Annotated in this window: 15 protein-coding genes; 12 read left to right on the forward strand and 3 right to left on the reverse strand. The window is 73.5% G+C overall.

Annotated elements, in window-relative coordinates:
* Window positions 1–110 precede the first annotated feature (110 nt).
* The 7 genes from ACIRD7_RS23085 to ACIRD7_RS23115 all read left to right on the forward strand — a co-directional run bounded on the left by ACIRD7_RS23085 (window position 111) and on the right by ACIRD7_RS23115 (window position 11,669).
* A complete protein-coding gene (locus ACIRD7_RS23085; protein ID WP_403456414.1) occupies window positions 111–4,760 on the forward strand; it encodes an HAD-IC family P-type ATPase in 4,650 nt (1,549 codons plus the stop codon).
* 57 nt (window positions 4,761–4,817) lie between these two features.
* Window positions 4,818–4,949, forward strand: coding sequence for a hypothetical protein (locus ACIRD7_RS23090; protein ID WP_403456127.1), 132 nt, complete (start codon window positions 4,818–4,820; stop codon window positions 4,947–4,949).
* Window positions 4,950–5,065: 116 nt separating this feature from the next.
* The gene (locus ACIRD7_RS23095; protein WP_403456129.1) at window positions 5,066–5,506 is read left to right on the forward strand and encodes a hypothetical protein; all 441 of its coding nucleotides are present in this window, start codon (window positions 5,066–5,068) and stop codon (window positions 5,504–5,506) included.
* 300 nt (window positions 5,507–5,806) lie between these two features.
* On the forward strand, window positions 5,807–8,509 hold the full coding sequence (aceE, locus tag ACIRD7_RS23100; RefSeq protein ID WP_403456131.1) for a pyruvate dehydrogenase (acetyl-transferring), homodimeric type: 2,703 nt from the start codon (window positions 5,807–5,809) through the stop codon (window positions 8,507–8,509).
* A gap of 75 nt (window positions 8,510–8,584) precedes the next feature.
* A complete protein-coding gene (locus ACIRD7_RS23105; RefSeq protein ID WP_403456133.1) occupies window positions 8,585–9,559 on the forward strand; it encodes a helix-turn-helix transcriptional regulator in 975 nt (324 codons plus the stop codon).
* A 123-nt stretch (window positions 9,560–9,682) separates the two neighbouring features.
* Window positions 9,683–10,201, forward strand: a complete 519-nt coding sequence (locus tag ACIRD7_RS23110) for a DUF4240 domain-containing protein (protein ID WP_403456416.1) — start codon at window positions 9,683–9,685, stop codon at window positions 10,199–10,201.
* Between the two features lie 328 nt (window positions 10,202–10,529).
* Window positions 10,530–11,669 (forward strand): lipid II:glycine glycyltransferase FemX, encoded by a 1,140-nt coding sequence (locus tag ACIRD7_RS23115; RefSeq protein ID WP_403456135.1) that lies wholly within the window; start codon window positions 10,530–10,532, stop codon window positions 11,667–11,669.
* 289 nt (window positions 11,670–11,958) lie between these two features.
* Here ACIRD7_RS23115 and ACIRD7_RS23120 read toward each other — a convergent pair whose 3' ends face one another.
* Window positions 11,959–12,651 carry a peptidoglycan recognition protein gene (locus tag ACIRD7_RS23120; protein ID WP_403456417.1) on the reverse strand — a complete coding sequence of 231 codons (693 nt, stop codon included), beginning with the start codon at window positions 12,649–12,651 and terminating at the stop codon, window positions 11,959–11,961.
* 1,228 nt (window positions 12,652–13,879) lie between these two features.
* Between ACIRD7_RS23120 and ACIRD7_RS23125 the strand changes: the two genes are divergently transcribed.
* The gene (locus ACIRD7_RS23125) at window positions 13,880–15,064 is read left to right on the forward strand and encodes a MarP family serine protease (RefSeq protein ID WP_403456136.1); all 1,185 of its coding nucleotides are present in this window, start codon (window positions 13,880–13,882) and stop codon (window positions 15,062–15,064) included.
* A 27-nt stretch (window positions 15,065–15,091) separates the two neighbouring features.
* On the opposite strand, the gene ACIRD7_RS23130 is transcribed toward ACIRD7_RS23125, so the two are convergent.
* Window positions 15,092–15,592, reverse strand: a complete 501-nt coding sequence (locus ACIRD7_RS23130; protein ID WP_403456139.1) for a GNAT family N-acetyltransferase — start codon at window positions 15,590–15,592, stop codon at window positions 15,092–15,094.
* A gap of 71 nt (window positions 15,593–15,663) precedes the next feature.
* Here ACIRD7_RS23130 and ACIRD7_RS23135 point away from each other — a divergent pair, with 71 nt between their 5' ends.
* Together ACIRD7_RS23135 and ACIRD7_RS23140 are read left to right on the forward strand one after the other, a co-directional pair.
* A complete protein-coding gene (locus ACIRD7_RS23135) occupies window positions 15,664–16,587 on the forward strand; it encodes a TIGR01777 family oxidoreductase (protein ID WP_403456141.1) in 924 nt (307 codons plus the stop codon).
* Window positions 16,588–16,757: 170 nt separating this feature from the next.
* Complete coding sequence (locus ACIRD7_RS23140; protein ID WP_403456142.1) at window positions 16,758–18,134, forward strand: NAD(P)/FAD-dependent oxidoreductase; 1,377 nt, start codon at window positions 16,758–16,760, stop codon at window positions 18,132–18,134.
* A 15-nt stretch (window positions 18,135–18,149) separates the two neighbouring features.
* Here the strand turns inward: ACIRD7_RS23140 and ACIRD7_RS23145 are convergent, their stop codons facing one another.
* Complete coding sequence (locus ACIRD7_RS23145) at window positions 18,150–19,589, reverse strand: regulator (RefSeq protein ID WP_403456144.1); 1,440 nt, start codon at window positions 19,587–19,589, stop codon at window positions 18,150–18,152.
* Window positions 19,590–19,870: 281 nt separating this feature from the next.
* Here ACIRD7_RS23145 and lipB point away from each other — a divergent pair, with 281 nt between their 5' ends.
* A complete protein-coding gene (gene lipB / locus ACIRD7_RS23150; protein ID WP_403456146.1) occupies window positions 19,871–20,668 on the forward strand; it encodes a lipoyl(octanoyl) transferase LipB in 798 nt (265 codons plus the stop codon).
* Between the two features lie 105 nt (window positions 20,669–20,773).
* Window positions 20,774–21,739 (forward strand): lipoyl synthase, encoded by a 966-nt coding sequence (lipA, locus tag ACIRD7_RS23155; RefSeq protein ID WP_403456150.1) that lies wholly within the window; start codon window positions 20,774–20,776, stop codon window positions 21,737–21,739.
* The last annotated feature ends 60 nt before the right edge of the window (window positions 21,740–21,799 follow it).

The following is a 21,799-nucleotide window of genomic DNA, read 5'->3' on the forward strand; positions in this document are numbered from 1 at the left end:
TTGAGCGGCTGTGACGAGCGGGGCTGTTGAGGCGCATCAATACTGGTGGGAGCCGTGTCTCCCCCCGAGGCGGCACCCACGACCCCCGTCGCCGAGGTGGAGGCCGCGTGATGTGGACACAGCTCTCCTCCGTGCTCGCCGGATCCGTGCTGCCGGCGACGCTCAGCGCAGTGGCGTCGACCGCCTCGGCGGTGCGGACCGTGGCGGGGAGCCTGAGCGCCGTCCCCGCCGTGCTGCCGGTGATCGGGCCGCTGGTGCGGCCTCGTACGCCCGGTCTGTGGCCCACGTCCGGAGGCGTGCAGATCGAGCTCCGGCGGCTGGGCCGTCCCGGTACGGTCGCCGAGGCCCGCGCTCTGGAGGCGGCGCTGCGCCGGGTACCGGGGGTGAGCCGTGCCGAGGTGAACGGCACGCTGGGCTGTGTCTACGTCGGCTGCGGGCCGGAGACCGACCTGGTGAGCGTCGCGGGCATGGTCGCGGCGGCGGACGCCGGCGCGGTCGAGGCACAAGCGGCGGAACACGACGAGGCGGCACCACAGGGCACGCCGCGGGTTGCGGTGAAGCGGCGGGGTGGCGCCGACCGTGGGCGGCCCGCGGTCGGTTACCCGGGGGCTCAGGGGGCACAGGTCGGTGCGGCCGTGCGGCTCGGGGCGGGGGTGCTGGGCGTGGGAGTCGCGGCGGTGGGTGACGCGCTGCGGCTGCGCGGACTGCATCCGCTGGTGCTGTCGGTGATCCAGTTCGTGGAGTCCACCCCGCCGCTGCGCGAGGGCCTCGCCCGCAAGATCGGCGAGACGGCCACGGAACGCGGGCTCACCACGGCGAACATGCTGGCGACGGCGTTCACCTTCCGGCCGCTCGGGGCCACGGTGGCCGCCGTGCTGGCCACCGCCCGGTACGCGGAGGTACGGGCCCGGCGCTCGGCGTGGGAGCAGTGGGCGGGCAGGCTGGCCGTGCACGAGGGAACGTACCGCCACGACGCGGTACCGGCCCACGAGCGCCCCGCGCCGCTGCCGCCGGGCCCGGGCGACCGGTACGCGAACGTGGCGGCGCCCCTGTCGCTCGCGGCGTACGGGCTGACCACGCTCGGCACGTTCAGCCACGACCGGGGGCTGGCCCTGCTGATCTCGGGAACACCGCGCGGCCCCCAGTCCGGCCGCGAGGCGTTCGCCTCCGCCATGGGCCGGGCCGCGTCCGACCGGGGTGCGCTGGTGCTGCGCCCGGAGGTGCTGCGGCGGCTGGACCGGATCGACACCGTCGTCCTCGACGCCCGGGTACTGGCCGGCCATGACTGGACGCTCGACGGCGTCCTGCGCCTGCCACCGCCCGGCGCCGGCCCCGGAGTTCTCCCGGAAGAGCCCGCTGACGGCGGGGCGGACGAGGACGAGATCCACGTACGTATCCACGAGTTGATCGAGGCGGAGGGCGCGGCCGGCAGGCGCCGCCGGCAGGGCACCGGCACGGCCGAGCCGCAGGTGCGGGACGGGTGGGAGCTGCGGCCGTTCGACGGCGGTGTGCTGCCCCCGGACGCGGCCGCGCGGGCCCGGCAGTGGGGTGAGCGGGGAGCGCGGGTCGTGCTCGTGCTGCGGCAGGGGACGCCGGTGGCCGTGGCCGCCCTGGTGCCCCAACTGCATCCGCTGGCCCACCACTTGGTGAGCGCGGCGCGGGAGTGCGGCCGGGTGCGGCTGGTGGGCGGGCCGCCCGGACTGCATCTGCGGTTCGGGCTGGAGGAGGCCGTGCCCACCGGCCACCGGCGTACGGCCGCCCTGGTGCGGTCCCTCCAGGCGGAGGGGCGCGGGGTCGCCGTGGTCTCGGCGCGGACCCGGCGTGCGCTGGTCCGCGCCGACCTGGGCCTCGGGTCGATCTCGGACCCCCGGCACGTGCCCTGGGACGCCGACGTCGCCGCCCCGCCCGATGTCATCCACCTGTTGCTGACGGCCCTGCCGGAGGCCCGGCGGATCAGCCGGCTGTGCGCTCGGCTGGACGGCGCCGGGACCGTGGCGGGTTCGGCGCTCGCCCTGCTGGTGCCCCGTCCGCGGGCCTGGGAGCGGGCCCGTCTGGTGACCGACGGGGTGACGGCCGCCGGGGTCGCGGCGGGCTTCTGGGCCGGGTGGCGGCTGCACGGCCGGCCGGCCCCGGCCGCCACCGGTCACACGCCCTGGCACGCCATGGCGGTACGGCAGGTGATGGCCCGGCTCGGCACCTCGTCCCGGGGCCTCGACGAGACCGAGGCCGCCCGGCGCCGCCAGTTCGAGGGCGACGACCACCATGACGGCGCCGTCACCCTGATCGGCCGGGTCGCCGAGGAGCTGGCCAATCCGCTCACCCCGATCCTCGCGGTCGGCGGCGGGATCTCGGCGGCGCTCGGCTCCGTGCTGGACGCGGTGCTGATCGGAGGGGTGCTCGGGGTGGACGCGCTGGTCGGCGGGGTGCAGCGGCAGCAGGCCGACGACGCGGCCGAGCGGCTCGTCGAGGCCACCTCGGTACGGGTGCGGGTGCTGCGGCCCGGCCGCGAGGAGGCGGTGGAGACGGCCGGTGAGCACCTGGTGCGCGGCGACGTGGTCGAACTGCGGGCAGGTGACTCGGTGCCGGCGGACTGCCGGGTGGTGCGGGCGCACGGCCTGGAGGTGGACGAATCCAGCCTGACCGGCGAGTCGCTGCCCGTCACGAAGAGCGCCGCGCCGACCTCGGCCCGCACGGTCGCGGACCGCACGTCGATGCTCTACGAGGGCACCACGGTGGCGGCCGGCCACGCGATCGCCGTGGTCGTCGCCACCGGCACCGCCACCGAAGCGGGCAGCGCGAGCGAGGCGGGTCCGGAGGGCGGACCGCCGGAGAGCGGGGTGGAGCGGCGGCTGAAGGCGCTGGGCCGGTGGTTCCTGCCGCTGTCCGTCGGCGCGGGCGTCGTCCTGTTCGCCGTCGACATGGTGCGCGGACGCCCGCTGGGCGCCGCCCTGGGCTCCGCGGTCAGCCTGTGCGTGGCGGCCGTACCGGAGGGGCTGCCGTTCGTCGCCACGGTCGCGGAGCTGGCGGCGGCCCGCCGGCTGTCCACCCGCGACACCCTGGTCCGCGGCGCCTCCACCATCGAGGCCCTGGGCCGCACCGACGTGCTGTGCTTCGACAAGACCGGCACGCTCACCGAGGGCCGGATCAGCCTCCAGCAGGTCTCCGACGGCCGGGAGCGCGGTGCGCCCGACCGGCTCACCCCGGCGCTGCGCCGCGTCGTCGCCACGGCCGCCCTCGCCGGTCCCCCGGGCACGGCCGCGGACCTCACCCATCCCACCGACCGGGCCATCGCGGCCGGCGCCGAGCTGCTGGGCGCCGCCCCGGCGCGGGCCGCCGGGCTCGGTACGGACACCTGGGAGCGGCTCGCGGAGCTGCCGTTCGAGCCGGGGCGTGGCTTTCACGCGGTGCGGGGGCGGTCGGACGGCGAGGCGCGGATCGTCGTCAAGGGCGCGCCGGAGGTGGTCCTGGCGCGCTGTGACCGGATGCGCCGCGGGGAGAACGCCGAGCCCTTCGACGAGGGGCTGCGCGCGCGGACCGAGGCGGAGGTCGACCGGCTGGCCAGGCGCGGGCTCAGGGTGCTCGCGGTGGCCGAGCGCGTGTTGCCCGGGGGCGCGTCGCCGGAAGACACCGAGCTGGACGACGAGGAGGTCGACGGGCTGTGTCTGCTGGGCCTGCTGGGTCTCGCGGATCCGGTGCGGGCCACCGCCGCCGAGAGCGTGGACCGGCTGTCGCGGGCCGGGGTGCGCATCGTGATGCTCACCGGCGACCACCCGAGCACGGCCGCCGCGATCGCCCGGGAGCTGCGCCCCGACGAGGAGCCGCGCCTGATGACGGGCGCGGAACTGGACGCCCTGGACGACGCGGAGCTGGCGAGGACGCTGCCGGAGATCACCGTGTTCGCGCGGACCACCCCGGCGCACAAGGTCCGGATCGTCGCTGCGCTGCGCTCGGCGGGCCGGATCGTCGCCGTCACCGGCGACGGCGCCAACGACGCACCCGCCATCCGGATCGCCGACGTCGGCATCGCGCTGGGGTCCCGGGCGACGCCGGCGGCCCGCGCCGCGGCCGACATGGTCGTCACCGACGACCGGCTCGAGACCATCGTCGACGCGTTCGTCGAGGGCCGGGCCATGTGGGCGTCGGTGCGCAAGGCGCTGGGCATCCTGCTCGGCGGCAACCTCGGGGAGATCGCGTTCACCCTGGCGACCACGCTGCTCACCGGACGCAGCGCGCTGGGCGCCCGTCAGCTGCTCCTGGTCAACCTGCTGACCGACATGCTGCCGGCCATGGCCATCGCCGCCCGGCCGCCCGCCGCCGACCGCGACCAGTTGCTCGCCGAGGGCCCGGAGGCCTCTCTCGGCCGGGCCCTGACCCGGCACATCCGGCTGCGCGCCACGGTCACCACGCTCGCGGCCGGCACCGCCTGGATCGCGGCCCGGATGACCGGCACCCGGGCGCACGCAGACACCGTCGCCCTGGTCGCCCTCGTGACGTCCCAGCTGTTCCAGACGCTCCAGGACGCGGGCCGCGATCCGGTGGTCGCCGTCGCCGTGGTGGGGTCGCTGGCGGTGCTGGGGACGGTGGTGACCGTGCCGGGGCTCAGCCACTTCTTCGGCAGCCGGCCGCTCGGGCCGGTGGGCTGGACGATCGCGCTGGCGACGGCGGCGGGGTCGGTGCTGGTGCCCGCGGCGGCCACGGGAGCCGTCGACACGCTGGGGAAAGTTCACCCACAGGACACCCGGATGCAGCCCGCCGGATGACATCGGCCCGGACAAAGGAGTCGTACCGAGCACGACGCACACGAAAGGCGGCTGATCATGCCGCACATCCTCAGCACGATCCTGACCCAGGTGGCGGTCGCCCTCCTCGAGGCCGTCCTGGTGCGCCTGGCCGTCCAGCTCTGGAAGGCGTTCGCCACGAGCGGCCGTCCGGCGGCGGCTCACGCCTGACGCCCCCCGCCCCGACCTGACCGATTTGTCCGGTCAGGTCGGGTTTAGCCGGGAAAGGCCATGGAAGGCGGCTGGAAAGACACCGCACCCCACACTTCCACCAGGGGAGGACGGCGATGACTTCCCCAAAGCCGCAGACCCAGCCGCAGACCCAGCAAGCACAGCAAACACAGCAACCGGCACCACCCCAGGCAGGCGCCCGGACCGAGCAGAGGCCGGACGGCGGCAAGGTCGTGCACATGCACACCGCGCACCCCCGGGTGCCCATCCCGTATGTGACACCGGGCGACATGTTCACGGGCGCCCGCAAGGCCACGTCCTCCATGGCGTCGACAGCCGCGGCCACGGCCACGTCACTGCTCCCCAGCCCTCGCAGGCTGGCCTTCTACGGCATTCTCGGCGGCATGTCGGCCGCCGGAGCCATGGCCTGGCCGGTCGCGTTCGCCGTCGGCGCCGCCACCGAGGTGATCACCCGCGAGCAGGGCGCACACCACCGCGAGCAGCACGAGAGCATGGACCGGGAGCGCACCGAGAGGGAGACCCCGGCGATGAGCTGAGCCCGGCCGGGCCGGCGCGAGCCGCCCAAGCTAGCCGGTCACAACTCAGGTGAGCAGGGAAAACACGGCACGGCGTGCCCGAATCCCCGGCACCGGATGCCAATTTTCGGTCGGGAGTGCTTTTTCGCCTTCCACCCTTTGATCGATCATCGATCAGGGAGTTACAGTCGCCGACGGACACGCGACGGGGTCGCACATCGACACCGCACCGAAGTCCGCCCGCCCTGTCCTGCCAAAGACCTAGGGCAACCCGAACCCTTACCCATGAGGGAACCCCCTTCGACTGAGGAAGGCGGCGACATGACCGACCCCAGCGCCATCCAGCCCAGCGAGCTCGACCAGCTCCCGGACCGCGACCCGGAGGAGACCGCCGAATGGCAGGCCTCCCTGGACGCGGTCACCAAGGCGGCCGGCCCGCACCGTGCCGCGTACCTGATGCGCCGCACGCTGGAGCGCGCGGAGGGCAACGGCATCGCGCTGCCGAAGCTCCTCGAGACCGACTACGTCAACAGCATCCCGACCTCCGCCGAGCCGTCCGTGCCCGGTGACGAGGCGATGGAGCGCCGGATCACCGCGTGGAACCGCTGGAACGCGGCCGCGATGGTGACCCGGGGCAGCAAGCACGGCGTGGGCGGCCACATCGCCACCTTCGCCTCCGCCGCCTGGCTGTACGAGACCGGCTTCAACCACTTCTTCAAGGGCAAGGAGGCCGACGGCTCCGGCGACCAGCTCTACATCCAGGGCCACGCCTCCCCCGGCATCTACGCCCGCGCCTTCCTCGACGGCCGCCTCACCGAGCAGCACCTGGACAACTTCCGCCAGGAAGCCGGCGGCAACGGCCTCCCGTCGTACCCGCACCCGCGCCGCCTGCCCTGGCTGTGGGAGTTCCCGACGGTGTCCATGGGCCTCGGCCCGCTGTCGGCGATCTACCAGGCGCGCTTCAACCGCTACCTGACGGCGCGCGGCATCAAGGACGTCTCGAACTCGCACGTCTGGGCCTTCCTCGGCGACGGCGAGATGGACGAGCCGGAGTCCACGGCGGCCCTCGCCCTGGCCTCCCGCGAGGGCCTGGACAACCTGACCTTCGTCATCAACTGCAACCTGCAGCGCCTCGACGGCCCGGTCCGTGCCAACTTCAAGATCGTGCAGGAGCTGGAGGCCCAGTTCCGCGGCGCCGGCTGGAACGTCGTGAAGACGCTGTGGGGCACGGCGTGGGACGAGCTGTTCCAGCTGGACACCACCGGCGCGCTCGTACGCCGGCTGCGCGAGGTACCGGACGCGCAGGTGCAGACGTACCAGACGCGCGACGCGGCCTACATCCGCGAGGACTTCTTCGGCAAGGACCCGGCGCTCGTCGAGATGGCGAAGCTGCTGAGCGACGACAAGATCCTCGAGTGCTTCCACCTGTCGCGCGGCGGTCACGAGGCCCGCAAGGTCCACGCGGCCTACAAGGCGGCCGTCGAGTTCAAGGGTGCCCCGACGGTCATCCTGGCCCAGACGGTCAAGGGCTTCACGCTGGGCGAGGGCTTCGCCTCCAAGAACGCCAACCACCAGATGAAGAAGCTGACGGTGGACGAGTTCAAGAACATGCGTGACCTGCTGGAGCTGCCGATCTCCGACGCGCAGTTCGTCGACGGGGTCGTCCCCTACGGCCACCCCGGCGCCGACTCCCCCGAGGTCCGCTACCTCCAGGAGCGCCGCGCGGCCCTCGGCGGCCCGGCCCCGGCCCGCCGCGTCCACCCGGTGGCCCCGCTGCCGGCCCCCGCCGAGAAGGCCTTCGCCTCCTTCGACAAGGGCTCCGGCTCCCAGAACGTGGCCACCACCATGGCCTTCGTCCGCCTGATCAAGGACCTGGTCCGCGACAAGGAGTCGGGCAAGCGCTGGGTGCCGATCGTCCCCGACGAGGCGCGCACCTTCGGTATGGAGTCGCTCTTCCCGTCCCTCGGGATCTACTCCCCCAAGGGCCAGACGTACGAGCCGGTCGACCGCGACCAGCTGATGTACTACAAGGAGGCCAAGAACGGCCAGATCCTCAACGAGGGGATCACCGAGGCCGGTTCGATGGCCGACTTCATCGCCGCGTCCACCGCGTACGCGACGCACGGCGAGGCGATGATCCCGTTCTACATCTTCTACTCGATGTTCGGCTGGCAGCGCACGGCCGACCAGATGTGGCAGCTCGGCGACCAGCTCGGCCGCGGCTTCCTGGTCGGCGCGACCGCGGGCCGCACGACGCTGACGGGCGAGGGCCTGCAGCACGCCGACGGTCACTCCCCCGTCATCGCCGCGACGAACCCGGCCGCGCTGACGTACGACCCGGCGTTCGCCTACGAGGTCGCGGCGATCGTCAAGGACGGTCTGCGCCGGATGTACGGCGAGGCGGCCCCGGGCGAGGACCAGAACGTCTTCTACTACCTGACCGTCTACAACGAGCCGCTGCCGCAGCCCGCGAAGCCGGCGGCGGACGGGGTCGACGAGGGCATCGTCAAGGGCCTGTACCGCTTCAACACGGCGGAGTCGGCGGGCCTGTCCCCGGTGGCGAACGCCCCGCGCATCCAGCTCCTCGGCTCCGGCACGGCGATCCACTGGACGCTCCAGGCGCAGAAGCTGCTCGCCGAGGAGTGGGGCGTGGCGGCCGACGTCTGGTCGGCGACGTCCTGGACGGAGCTGCGCCGGGACGCGCTGGAGGCCGACGCGGCGCTGCTGCGCGGCGAGGAGCGGGTGCCGTACGTCCGTCAGGTGCTCCAGGGTGCCGAGGGTCCGGTGCTGGCGGTCTCCGACTACATGCGCCAGGTCCCGGACCAGATCGCGCAGTGGGTCGAGCAGGACTACTCCTCCCTCGGCGCCGACGGCTTCGGCCTCTCCGACACCCGTGAGGCGGCCCGCCGCCACTTCGGCGTGGACGCGGAGTCGATCGTCGTCGCGGCCCTGGCCCAGCTCGCGAAGCGGGGCGAGGTCAAGGCGACCGCGGTCAAGGAGGCCCGGGAGAAGTACGGGCTGTAAGAGCTGACGTTCGGCGAGGGGGTACGGCGACCGCCGTGCCCCTTCGTTGTCGGTGGGCCCCGGCATGATGGCCGTATGCGTGCTGCCCGGCTCATCAAGATGGTGCTGCTCCTGCAGTCCCGGCCCTCCATGACCGCCGCCGAGCTGGCTCGTGAGCTGGAGGTGTCCGAGCGGACCGTCACCCGGGACGCGCAGGCGCTCTCGGAGGCCGGGGTTCCGGTGTACGCGGACCGGGGGCGGGCCGGGGGCTACCGGCTCATCGGCGGTTACCGGACCAGGCTGACGGGGCTCGGGCGGAGCGAGGCCGAGGCGTTGTTCCTGTCCGGGGTGCCGGGGGCGCTGCGGGAGATGGGGCTGGAGGACGCCGCCTCCGCCGCCCGGCTGAAGGTGTCCGCCGCCCTGATGCCGTCCCTGCGCGACGCCTCCCGTACGGCCTCGCAGCGCTTCCATCTGGACGCCCCGAGCTGGTTCAAGGAGCCGAAGACCCCCGAGCTGCTGCCGGCCGTCGCGGACGCGGTCTGGGACGACCGGCGGATCGTGGCGCGCTACCGGCGCGGGGAGGGGGAGGTCGAGCGGGAGCTGGAGCCGTACGGGCTCGTGCTGAAGGCGGGGGTCTGGTATCTGTGCGCCCGGGTCGCGGGGCACGGGGCGCACCGGGTGTACCGGATCGACCGGTTCACCGCCGTGGACCCCGGTGACGAGCGGTTCGAGCGGGACGAGGAGTTCGATCTGCCGGGCTTCTGGGAGGAGCGGGCCGAGCAGTTCGCGCGGTCCCTGCTGCGGGCCGAGGTGGTGGTGCGGGTGTCGCCGGGCGGGGTGCGCAGACTGCCGTACACCGTCGATCCGCAGTCCGCGCGGGAGGCGCTGGAGACGGCGGGCTCGCCGGACGGGGACGGCTGGGTGACCCTGACGCTCCCGGTGGAGTCCGAGGAGGTCGCCCACAGCCAGCTCGCCTCGCTCGGGCCGGAGGTCGAGGTGCTCGAGCCGCCGGAGCTCAGAGAGCGGTTCGCGGCCGACGCGCTGCGGCTGGCGGCGCTGTACCGCGGCTGAGCCGGCACCGCCGCACCGCGGGTGAACCGGCCCGCCTGCCTTGCCGTCCTCGGCCGGTCGCCGATAACAATCCACCGCACTCCACGTGCGTCCCACCCGCCCAGGGCCGATGCTTGACCCGTGATGGACGAGACCGAGTTCTGGGAGCTGGTGGACGGCGCCCGTGAAGGCGCCGAGGGTGACCCCGAGGAGCAGGCCGACCTGCTCGTGGAGCGGCTTGTCCAACTGGACCCCGACGCGGTGCTCGACTTCGCCCGTCACTTCGAGGCCCGCTACAACCGCGCGTACAGCTGGGACCTGTGGGGTGCCGCCTGGGTCCTGCTGGACGGGGCCAGCGACGACGCGTTCGACTTCTTCCGGTGCTGGCTGATCGGCCAGGGCCGGGAGGTGTACGAGGGCGGGGTGCACGATCCCGACTCGCTGGCCGACCTGCTGGACGACTTCGACGAGGAGTTCGACGGCGACGGCGAGGAACTGGGCTACGCCGCGGACGAGGCCTACGAGCAGCTCACCGGGACGGTCGCGCCCGACCTCGGCATCCCGCCCGCGCCCGCGGAGCCGGTGGGGGCACCGGTCGACTTCGAGAACGAGCGGGCGCTGGCGGAGCGGTTCCCCAGGCTGTGGGAGCGGTTCAAGGACTAAGGCCTGAGCCGCCGCAGGGCGATGTACGCCTGCGTCTGCTGGGCGGCCTCGACCCTCACCGCGTGGTGCATCGGCGCCTTGTTGGCCTGGTCCAGCGCGGACGCCGTCACGGCGGCCGGCCCCAGGACGACGGTCGCGACCGCGCAGACGACCGTCCAGACCCGCCTGTTGCCGCTGTTGCCGGTGTCGCCGCTCTCGGGGCGACCCTTGAGCCGGCCACGAGAACCCTGTGAGGGGCGCGCCTTCCGGGAAGGTTCACTCTCCGTCTCTTGACCGGTTGTGTGATCTCCGGCTTACGGTGGCCGCCCCGAACAGGAGCATCCAGCCCATGACCAGCCCGTACGTGCGGGAGATCACACGCGAGGACCATCTGGCCCATCTGCGGCTGTACCCCGACGCGAGCCATCTCCAGATCCCCGAGTGGGGCGATGTGAAGCCCGACTGGCGGTCGGAGAGCGTCGGCTGGTTCGAGGACGGGCCCGCCGGGGAGGTCCTGATCGCGTCGGCGCTGGTCCTCTACCGCCCGCTGCCCGGCACCCGGCGCTGCCTCGCCTACCTCCCCGACGGACCGGGGATCGACTGGCGGGCCCCGCGTGTGGACCGCTGGCTGGACGCCCTCGTGGCCCATGTGGAGCGGCGCGGAGCGTTCTCGCTGCGGATCGGGCCGCCCCTGGTCGTACGGCACTGGGAGGCGGACACGGTCGCGATGGGCGTCGCCGATCCCGACATACGCCATCTGCACGACCTGCCGACGGACGGCCTCGACGGACACGCCCTGGACGTCGCCGAGCGGCTGGGGCGGCTCGGGTGGCGCCGGTGCGCGGACGGCAACGGCAGCGGCTTCGGGCTCGGCCAGCCGCGCTACGGCTGCCAGGTGCCGTTGGCGGGGCGCTCGATGGACGAGTTGCGCGACGCCCTGGCACCGCGCTGGGAGCAGTCCCTGCTCGTCGCCGAGCGGGCGGGCGTGCACGTGTCCTGGGCGACGGCCGCCGACCTGCCGGAGTTCTACCGCCTGTACACCGCGACCGCCGAACGCGACGGGTTCCGGGCCCGTCCGCTGAGCTACTTCCAGCGCATGTGGGCGGCCCTGAACGCTGTGGACGAGGACCGGCTGCGGCTCTACGTCGCCGAGTTCGACGGCGAGGTGCTCTCCGCCGCGCTCATGATCAGCGTCGGCTCCCGGGTCTGGCACTCGTACGCCGCGTCCGGCCGCCGGGGCCGTGAACTGCGGCCCAGCAGCGCGCTGCTGTGGCGAATGCTGGGCGACGCCCGGCAGTCGGGCGCCCGGACCTACGACCTGCGCTCCATCACCCCGACCCTGACCGAGGACCGCCTGCTCGGCCGACTGCTGTTCAAGACGGGGGCGGGGGGCCGGGCGGTGGAGTATCTCGGGGAGTGGGAACGGCCGGTGGGCAGCCAGGGGAAGGCGTTGCAGCGGGCGGTGGGGGTTTATTTGGGGCGTCGGTGAGGGCTGGGGGGGGCGGGGCCCGACGCGCGGGCGGGCGTGGGGGCCGGAGGCGTAGCTGAGGGCGGGGCCCGACACGCAGGCGTTGGGGCCGGAGGCGTAGCTGAGGGCGGGGCCCGACACGCAGGCGTTGGGGCCGGAGGCGTGGCTGAGGGCGCGGTGGCCCGGCGGACCGGTCAGGGTCGTGCTGTGCTCACCTGGGCCTGAGGGCGGCGGTGAAGGCACGGAGGCGCGGCGGGCCGGTCGGCGCGGCTCGTCCTGGGGCGAGGCGGAGTGAGGCGCGCTGTTCCGTTCAGTGCCTGCCCTGGAGTCGGGCGGCCGTCTCCCTGATGTCCGGGAGGCGGGCGGTGAGGGCCGCGCCGGGGCAGCTGGTCATATAGCCCTCGTTGTGGCCGGCGATGGCCGGCAGCGAGGCGGAGGTGCCGGCGGAGTAGCGGCTGAGGCTGTTGCTCGAGGTGAGCCGGACCTTCGCCCGGGGGTCGGTGTCGGAGAGCCCCAGCTTCCACGCGGCCACCGCGGCTATCGCGTCGGTCATGGCCTTGGGCACGGGTACGCCGGCGGTGAAGGTGCCGATGGCCGCGATGCCGGCGGTGCGGTGGTTGAAGCCCTGGGTGTGGGCGCCGGTGACGGCACGGGTGACGCCGCCCGCGCGGCCCTCGTACACGGTGCCGCAGCGGTCGACGAGGAAGTTGTAGCCGATGTCGTCCCAGTCGCGGGAGCCGGTCTGGCCCGCGTACAGGTACCGGATGATGCGCGGTGTGTCGGAGCAGTCGTAGCCGTTGGGCGAGTCGGTGTGATGCACGAACACGGCGACGACCCGGTCGTCGTACCGAGGGGGCGGCTGCGCGCGCCGGACGTCGTCATCCAGCCATGCCGTCCGCGGCACGATGTGCGGCCGGGGCGCGTGGTACGAGCTCACGGGCCGGGCCGCGACCGGCTGCTCGGCCTCGTCGGCGCTCCGCTCGACCCCGCTCGCGCAGAGCATGAGCGTGAGGAGGGCGGCCAGCCCGGGAAGACAGCCGAGGACGACCAGCAGCCCCGCGGGGATCGGGGCGCCGGGCCGGACCGGCGACCAGACCCGGGCCCGCCGCCGGGCGCTGCTCGAAGCCGCGGTCCCACCACCGGGCACCTGGGTCCGCGCTCGGCCCAGCCGCCGCGTGCGGGAGGACTGCGGAGCGCCGGACGGCCGCCGGGCCAGGTCGTGCTCCGGCCGCCCGGATCGAAAGCGTGGCCGGATCCGGGACTGCCGGGGGGTGCGGGGGGTCCGCGGTGGGCCAGGTTCTGTCTGCGGGGCACGGGGTGCCTGCCGCCGGGTGCCGGTCGACTCCTGCCCGGAGGACGACTCACGGAACTCGCCGACTGCCGGCCGAACACTGGGCGCCCCCTGCCCGGACGACGACCCACGGTGATCGCCGACTGCCGACCGAACACCCTGCGCCGCCTGCCCGGACGACGACCCAGGGACGTCCGAAACCACCCGTCCCCGGGCCGGCCCCTGGGCACGGGCCTGCCGCGCGGCCCACGACTTCCACCCGGCTCGCGGCCATCGCCGCGCTCGGGCGTGCCGCGCGGCACCGCGCGCGGCCACGGCCGGCCGTACCGGCACTACTCGCGGCGCCGCGTGCGGGACCGAGTGGGGCGGGGTGAGGGCGGGTCGATTCTCCGCAGCCGCTGCATCCTGCCCGGCCGCCGCTGGTCGCTGCACGGCCGACCGACCTTGAGCGGCCGGCGCTCGCTGCTCCACGGCCGACTGACCCTGACCGGCCGGAGCCTGCTCCACGGCCGACTGCCCCTGCCCGGCTGGCGCTGGTCGCTCAACGGCCGACTGACCCTGCCCGGCCGCCGCTGGTCGCTCCACGGTCGACCGACCACGCCCGCCCGAAGTCCGCAGCCGCGCGGCCGAGGCCCCCGCCCCCCACCCCGCCTCCCACATCCGCGCAGCCCACGGTATTCGTACGGCACGTGGTCTTCGTCTCCCCCGCGTTCGTCCGAAGACCCTTCGGGTGACCCGTCGGAAGGCACGCATGGTCCTACTGTCCGACGGATCCCGTCCGCCCGCGATGTGTGGTGTGACACGCAGTGGAACCATCGTCCCGGTCCAGGGCGTTTCTCCAGGTGCACGCAGCGTGGCCGGATTCGGGTCGCGCGGGCGTGTGTGCTGATCAACGGGCGCCTCATGCGCGTACTAAGGGGTCCGAGAGAAAGGCGGCTCAGTGGACCTGCTCGACATCCTGCTGTTGCTGGTGATCCTGGCCTACGCGGCGTCCGGCTACCGCCGGGGGCTCGTCGCCGGCTGCGTGTCCCTCGCCGGTTTCGTGGGCGGCGCGGTGATCGGCGTATGGGTCCTGCCGTGGATGATGGACCTGGTCACACCGGGTACGACGCAGGCGACCGTGACCGCGGTGCTCACGGTGCTGGTCCCGGCCGTGCTGGTGCACGAGCTGGCGGGGCGGCTGGCGCTGCGGCTGCGCCGGGAGCTGGACCGGGGGCCGCTCAGAGTGGCCGACGGAGTCGGCGGCGCCGTGGCCAACTCGGTGGCCGTGCTGATCGTCGCCTGGGTGGCCGCGAGCGTCCTGGCCGCGTCATCCTCCCCGCTGCTCACCTCGGCGATCCGCGACTCCCGCCTGCTCGGGACGGTGCAGGAGGCCATGCCGGACACCACCCCGGCCTGGTTCTCACGCGCCACCTCCGCGCTCACCGAGGCGGGCTTCCCGCAGGTCTTCAACCCGTTCGAGAACGAGTCCACGGCCGAGGTCGCCAAGCCCACCGGCGACAGCGTCACGGCGGCCGCGACGAACGCCGCCAAGCTCAGCACGGTCAAGATCGAGGGCAGCTCGGGCACCCAGGGCCGCGAGGGCAGCGGCTTCGTCTACGCCCCGCGGCACGTGATGACCAACGCCCACGTGGTGGCCGGCATCGACGACCCCGGCGTCCGGGTGGGCGGCGTCGGGCGGTCGTACGAGTCACGGGTGGTGCTCTTCGACCCGGCGCGGGACGTCGCCGTGCTGTACGTGCCCGAACTGCGCGCTCCTGTCCTGCGGTTCGACGACGACGCCGCGCGCGGCGACTCGGCGGTCGTGGCGGGCTACCCGGAGGACGGCGACCTGAACCTCCAGGCGGCGACGGTCGCGAACCGGGTCCGGGCGACGGGCCAGAACATCTACAACGACGACACCGTCACCCGCGAGATCTACTCGATCCGCTCCACCGTCCGCCCCGGCAACTCCGGCGGCCCCCTGCTCACCACCGACGGCAAGGTGTTCGGCGTCGTCTTCGCCCGCTCCACCTCCGACGACGAGACCGGCTACGTCCTGACGGCGGCCGAGGTCGCCGCCGACGCCAGCCGCGCGGCGGCCTCGACGACCCCCGTGGACACGGGCGAGCTGATCACGTCCTGAGGTACGGGGCGGTTCGCGAGGGGCCGGTCAGAGCCTGAGCCCCATCACCACGTCGTCGACGTACTCACCGTTCAGGAAGAACTCCTCCGGCAGGACCCCCTCCACCACGAACCCCTCCGCCTCGTACAGCTTGCGGGCCGGCGTGTTGTGGCCGAGGACGCGCAGCGTCAGCCGGCGCGCCCCCCTGCGCCGGGCCTCGTCGACGGCCGCGCGGATCAGTGCCCGGCCGACGCCCCGGCCGCGGGCCTCGTCGGCGACGGCGAGTCCCTGGATCTGCCGCACGTGCGCGTTCGAGGCGAGCGGAGTGGGGAACGCGAGACGGATGTAGCCGACGATGCGCCGGTCGAGTTCGGCGACGAGGTAGTCGCCGGGTGCGTGGCGCTCGTCGAAGAACGGCGTGTAGGGCGGCTGCGGTTGTGGCGTGACCGCGTGCAGCTGCGACCAGGTGCTGCGGTCGAGGACGGACAGTTCCTCGTCGTCGTCCGGCAGGGCGATGCGTATGTTCGGCGGCTGGTGCGGTTCGGGCATGAGCGCCACCCTACGTCCGGGGGAAGGGATGCCTACCAGGGTTTTACGGGGTCACGGGCAGGATGGATTTCATGGAAGATTCAAGAGTCTCGGCACCCGCGCGCATCGCGGTGGCCGGCGCGTCGGGTCTCATCGGCAGCGCTCTGGTGCGTTCCCTCGTCGCCGACGGGCACGACGTGGTGCGGCTGGTCCGCCGTGCGCCCCGGTCAAGGGACGAGGTGCGGTGGGATCCGGAGGGCGGGTCCGTGGACGCGGCGGGGCTCGCCGGGTGCGACGCGGTGGTCAATCTGGCGGGGGCGAACGTGGGTGGGCGCCGCTGGACGACGGAGTACAAGGCGAAGCTGCGCGACGGCCGGGTGCGGGGCACGGCGGCGCTCGCGCAGGCCATGGCGTCGCTGAAGCCCGAGGAGCGGCCGCGGGTCTTCGTCAACGGCAGCGCGATCGGCTACTACGGCGAGACCGGCGGGCGCCCGGTCGACGAGAGCGCCCCCGCCGGGGAGGGCTTCCTGCCCTCGCTGGTCGTCGAATGGGAGGGCGCGGCGGCACCGGCGCGGGAGGCGGGCGTACGGACGGTGTTCACGCGCACGGGGCTGGTGGTGGCCCGCGACGGCGGGGCCTGGGGGCGGCTGTTCCCGCTGTTCAAGGCGGGCCTCGGCGGGCGGATGGGGGACGGCCGGCAGTACTGGTCCTTCGTCGCGCTGCACGACGAGGTGGCCGCGATCCGGCATCTGCTCGACCGCGACGACCTGTCGGGCCCGTTCAACGTGACCGCGCCGCGGCCGCTGACGAACGGTGAGATCACCGAGGTGATGGGCCGGGTGCTGCACCGGCCGACGCTGTTCGCGGTGCCCGCGCCGGTGCTGCGGACGGTGCTCGGCGAGATGGCCGGAGATGTCCTGGGTAGCCAACGGGTGCTGCCCGCACGCCTGTTGGAGTCGGGGTTCGTCTTCGCGTTCCCGGAGATCGAGGGAGCGATCCGGGCGGTCGCCCGGTAACCGCAGGCCGGGCCCGCGCGACGGTATGCGACCACTGTGCGACCGTGCTCTGCCGATGCGCGACTGTTCCTGACCGATCACGGCCCTAACCTCGACCCGAACTCGGGTATTCCCGGAGCCTGTTGGGGGCATGACGTCTCCACCGGCCGCGCAACCTCGAGGAGGGGCACGTGCTTGAGCCCGCGTACCAGGCGGACGTCGTCATCGTGGGAGCCGGGGTCGCCGGCCTCTCCGCGGCGCATCGCCTGACCAGCGCAGGAGTGACGACCGCAGTCCTGGAGGCCGCCCCTTACCCGGGCGGCCGCATGTCGACCGAGAAGGTCGACGGGTTCCGACTCGACCGGATCGGGCAACTCCTGTCGACGTCGTACCCCGAACTACGCCTGACACCCGGCCTCGACGCACTCGCGCTGCGCCCGTTCGCACCCGGCGTGCTGCTGCACAGCGACGGACGCCGGCAGCGCGCGGGCGCGGTACCGAGCGCGATGGGCGCAAGGCGCGCGAGGGGCGCACTGCACGCGGTGCGCGCCCTGGCGAGCGCTCCCAGGTCGACGTCCGTACGGGGTGTCCCGGGAACCGTGCCGCGGGTACGGGCGGGCGCCCCGCTCGGCACCGCCGTCGACCAGGCCCGGCTCGGCGCCGCGCTCGCCCGGCTCGCCTCCTCCCCCGTCGAACGGCTCCTGTCGCGCCCCGAGCTGCCGGCCGCGCGGGCCCTCGCGGAACGGGGAGTTCCCGCGCGCACGATCGACGGCTTCCTGCGGCCGCTGCTGGCCGCGCTGCTGTGCGACCCGGAGCTGACGACGTCCAGCCGGTGCGCGGACCTCGCGCTGCGCGCCTTCGCGAGCGGACGCCTGTGCGTGCCCGAGGGCGGCGCCGAGGCGCTGCCGGACCTGCTCGCACGGGCGCTGCCGCCGGGGACGGTGCACACCGGGGTGCGGGTCACCTCGGTGGCCACGACGTCCGTGACCACCGCGGAGCACGGCGAGATACGCTGCCGGGCCGTTCTGGTGGCCACCGACGCGCGCACCGCCGCCGAGCTGCTGCCGGGCCTGCGCGTACCCGACTTCCACCCGGTGACGGTCGTCCACCACACCACCGACGACCCGCCGGCGACCGGCGCCTCGCTCCTGCTCGACGCCGACCGGGGCGGGCCGGTCGCGCACACGGCGTTGATCAGCCAGGTCGACCCGACCCGCGCACCGGCCGGCCGGGCCCTGATCTCCTCGACGGTCCTGGGCACCCCGTCGCCCGGCATCGACACGGCCGTACGGATGCACCTCTCCCGCCTCTACGGCACCTCCACGGACCGCTGGGAGACGCTCGCGGTGCAGCACACCCCGGAAGCGGTCCCGGCGATGCGCCCACCCCACGACCTGCGCCGCCCGGTGCGCCTGCTGGCCGGCCTCTACGTCTGCGGCGACCACCGGGACACCAGCACGGTCCAGGGAGCGCTCCACTCGGCCCACCGAGCGGCGGCGGCGATCCTGGCGGACCTGGGATCGGCCGGTTCGCTGCACCGGGCGGAGCCGTTACGGCAGGCCGCCTGAAGCGCTCCCCCACCCCTACAGCAACGCCGCGACCTTGTCCCGGTACCCCCTCACCGGCGCCGCGTCCCGATAGGGCTCCAGCCTCCGCTCGAAGTCCCTGACGTACTCGATCGCCCTTACGGACCGCATCTCAGCCGCCTGACCGGCCGCCTCCGCCCCCAGGGAACACGCCTGGTCGAGTTCCCCGAGCCCGAGCCGGGCGGAGGCGAGCACCACCCGGCAGAACAGGCGGCTGCGCGCGTAGGAGGGCGCGCGCAGCTGCAGCGAGCGCTCGGCGTGCTGGGCGGCGGCACGGAACTGCTGCAGATCCCGGTGGCAGTGCCCGAACTCGTCGGCGAGCTGCGCCTCGTCGAAGAAGCGCGCCCAGTAGGGCACGTCGTCGCCGGGACGCGCGGCCTCCAGGGCGCGCTCGGCCCGCACGAGGGACGCCGTGCAGGCGCGCACCTCGCCCAGCACTCCGTGCCCGCGCGCCTCACAGGCGTGCAGCAGCGCCTGCACCACCGGCGGCGCGCCCGTGCCCACCCCTTGCTGGGCCACTCTGGCCAGCTGGACGGCCTCGCGGCCGTGCCCGAGATAGACGGCCTGGCGGCTCATCGTGACGAGCACGTAGGAGCCGTAGGGCCGGTCCCCGGCCGCCTGGGCGAGGCGCAGCGACTGCACGAAGTACCGCTGCGCGAGCCCGTGCGCCGCGATGTCGTACGACGTCCAGCCCGCGAGCCGCGTGAGGTCGGCGGCGGCGGCGAACAGCCGGCGGCCGGTCTGCTCGCCGTAGGTGCCGCGCAGCATCGGCTCGCACTCGTGCTCCAGGTACCGCACGAGCGCCTGCCGGGCGTGGCCGCCGCCGTACATGTCGTCGAGGGAGCGGAACAGCTCGCCGACCGAGCGCAGCGCCGCGATGTCGCCGCCGGTGACCTTCTGGCCGGGGCCGCGCTCGGCCTGGCCGCGCTGGCGCGGCACCGCCGTCGGACGGCCCTGGACCGGGATGCGGGCGAGCGGCTCGCCGCGGGCGACCTTCTCGTCGGCGCGGCCGATCAGCCAGTCCCGGCTGGGCACGACGAGCCCGGCCGGGGTGAAGGCGATCTTGCGCAGTTCGGCGTGGCTGCCGGAGTCCTTGCGCCACAGGCCGCTGACGATGTCGACGGCCTCCTCGGGGGTCGCGGCGAACTCCAGCCCGGCGTACACCGGCGCGCAGGCGTCGAGCCCGAGGTCCTGGGCGCTGAGCCGACGGCCGAGGCGGCGCGTGAAGACCTCGGCGATGAGGGCGGGGGTCGTGCCGCGCGGCTGCTGTCCGCGCAGCCAGCGGGTGACCGATGTCTTGTCGTATCTGAGATCAAGCCCGTGTTCGAGGCCGAGCTGGTCCACCCGGCGGGCGAGACCCGCGTTGGAGAATCCCGCTTCTGCGATGAGCGCGGCGAGCTGGCGGTTGGGAGTGCGCTGCGCGGGTCGTTCCGTCATCTGCGGTGCGGTCTCCTGCCTTTCGGGCCTCGTATGGCCATACGGCCGTCAAGTGCCCGGATTGCCGGTGAGCAGCCCTTTTGGCCTCTCGAACGGCGCGAATGTAGCGGAGAGTAAGCAGCCGATCGCACATTACGCCGCCCATTCATCCGATCGTGTGAGGATTGCCCTACCGGGCTGACGCAGACCGCGAGACCGCACTCGAACGACCCGGTCGTACAGTGGCGTAGGCACGCTTTGTGCCTTACGACTTCAAGGCTGCTTCCAGGGAGGCGCTTGCCGTGAGTGAGTTGCGGTTCGTCCGCATGGGATTCGGCGCGGACGCCGTCGAGTACCAGCTGGCGTGGGACGAGCAGCGCCGGGTGCACGCGGCGCGGTTCGAGGACGAGATCCCCGACACGGTCCTGCTGCTCGAACACCCGCCGGTGTACACGGCGGGCCGGCGCACGGCGGACAACGAGCGGCCCCTGGACGGCACGCCGGTCATCGACGTGGACCGCGGCGGCAAGATCACCTGGCACGGCCCCGGCCAGCTGGTCGGCTACCCGATCCAGAAGCTGCCCCGCCCGGTGGACGTCGTGGCGCACGTACGCCGCCTGGAAGAGGCCCTGATCCGCACCTGCGCCGAGTTCGGCCTGGAGACCACCCGGGTCGAGGGCCGCAGCGGGGTGTGGGTCCTCGGCGACCCGGTCGAGCAGCGCCCGCCGCTCGGCGGTCTGGCGCTGGACTTCGACCCCCGGCTCACGGACGAGGAGTTCGACCCGCGCCTGAACGGCCCCGAGTACGCGCCCTCCAACGCCGGCCAGCGGCGTGAGGACCGCAAGATCGCGGCGATCGGCATCCGGGTCGCCAAGGGCGTGACCATGCACGGCTTCGCGCTGAACGTGAACCCGGACAACAAGTGGTTCGACCGGATCATCCCGTGCGGGATCCGCGACGCGGGGGTCGCCTCGCTCGCCGCCGAGCTCGGCCGGGACGTCACGATCGACGAGGTGCTGCCGGTGGTCGAGCGGCACCTGACGGACGTACTGGAGAACGCGGACCTGAAGCCGCGCAAGATCGAGACGGCGACCGTCTGAGGAAGGGAATCAGCCCGGAAGTCAAGGGGTTGGCCTGACGGCAGGGCTGAGTAAACACGGGCGTACCCTGGTGTACGCCGACGAATCGAAGCACAGGGAGCCGACGTGTCCGCAGTCTCACCGGACGGACGCAAGATGCTGCGCCTGGAGGTCCGCAACAGCCAGACCCCCATCGAGCGCAAGCCCGAGTGGATCAAGACCCGGGCGAAAATGGGCCCCGAGTACACGAAGATGCAGAGCCTCGTGAAGAGCGAGGGCCTCCACACGGTCTGCCAGGAAGCCGGCTGCCCGAACATCTACGAGTGCTGGGAGGACCGCGAGGCGACCTTCCTCATCGGTGGCGACCAGTGCACCCGGCGCTGTGACTTCTGCCAGATCGACACCGGCAAGCCCGAGGCGCTCGACCGCGACGAGCCGCGCCGCGTCGGCGAGTCCGTGGTCACCATGGACCTGAACTACGCCACCATCACCGGCGTCGCCCGCGACGACCTGCCGGACGGCGGTGCCTGGCTGTACGCCGAGACGGTCCGCCAGATCCACCAGCAGACCGCCGGCCGCGAGGGCGGCCACACCAAGGTCGAGCTGCTCGCCCCGGACTTCAACGCGGTGCCGGAGCTCCTCGAGGAGGTCTTCGCCTCCCGCCCCGAGGTCTTCGCGCACAACGTCGAGACGGTGCCGCGGATCTTCAAGCGGATCCGCCCCGGCTTCCGCTACGAGCGGTCCCTGAAGGTCATCACCGAGGCCCGCGACTACGGCCTGGTCACCAAGTCCAACCTGATCCTCGGCATGGGCGAGACCCGCGAGGAGGTCAGCGAGGCGCTCCGGCAGCTGCACGACGCCGGCTGCGAGCTGGTCACCATCACGCAGTACCTGCGCCCGAGCGTCCGCCACCACCCCGTGGAGCGCTGGGTCAAGCCGCAGGAGTTCGTGGAGCTGAAGGACGAGGCCGAGCAGATCGGCTTCTCCGGTGTCATGTCCGGCCCGCTGGTGCGGTCCTCCTACCGGGCCGGCCGCCTGTACCGGATGGCCATCGAGAAGCGCGGTTCCTACGTCGCCTCGCAGGCGGTGTGATGGCACGGAGTGCCACCGTGCGCGTGTGAATCCGCGCACAAGCAAACACCCCCCGGCAGA

It is taken from the genome of Streptomyces sp. NPDC093568 (assembly GCF_044764945.1).
Lineage (GTDB): Bacteria > Actinomycetota > Actinomycetes > Streptomycetales > Streptomycetaceae > Streptomyces.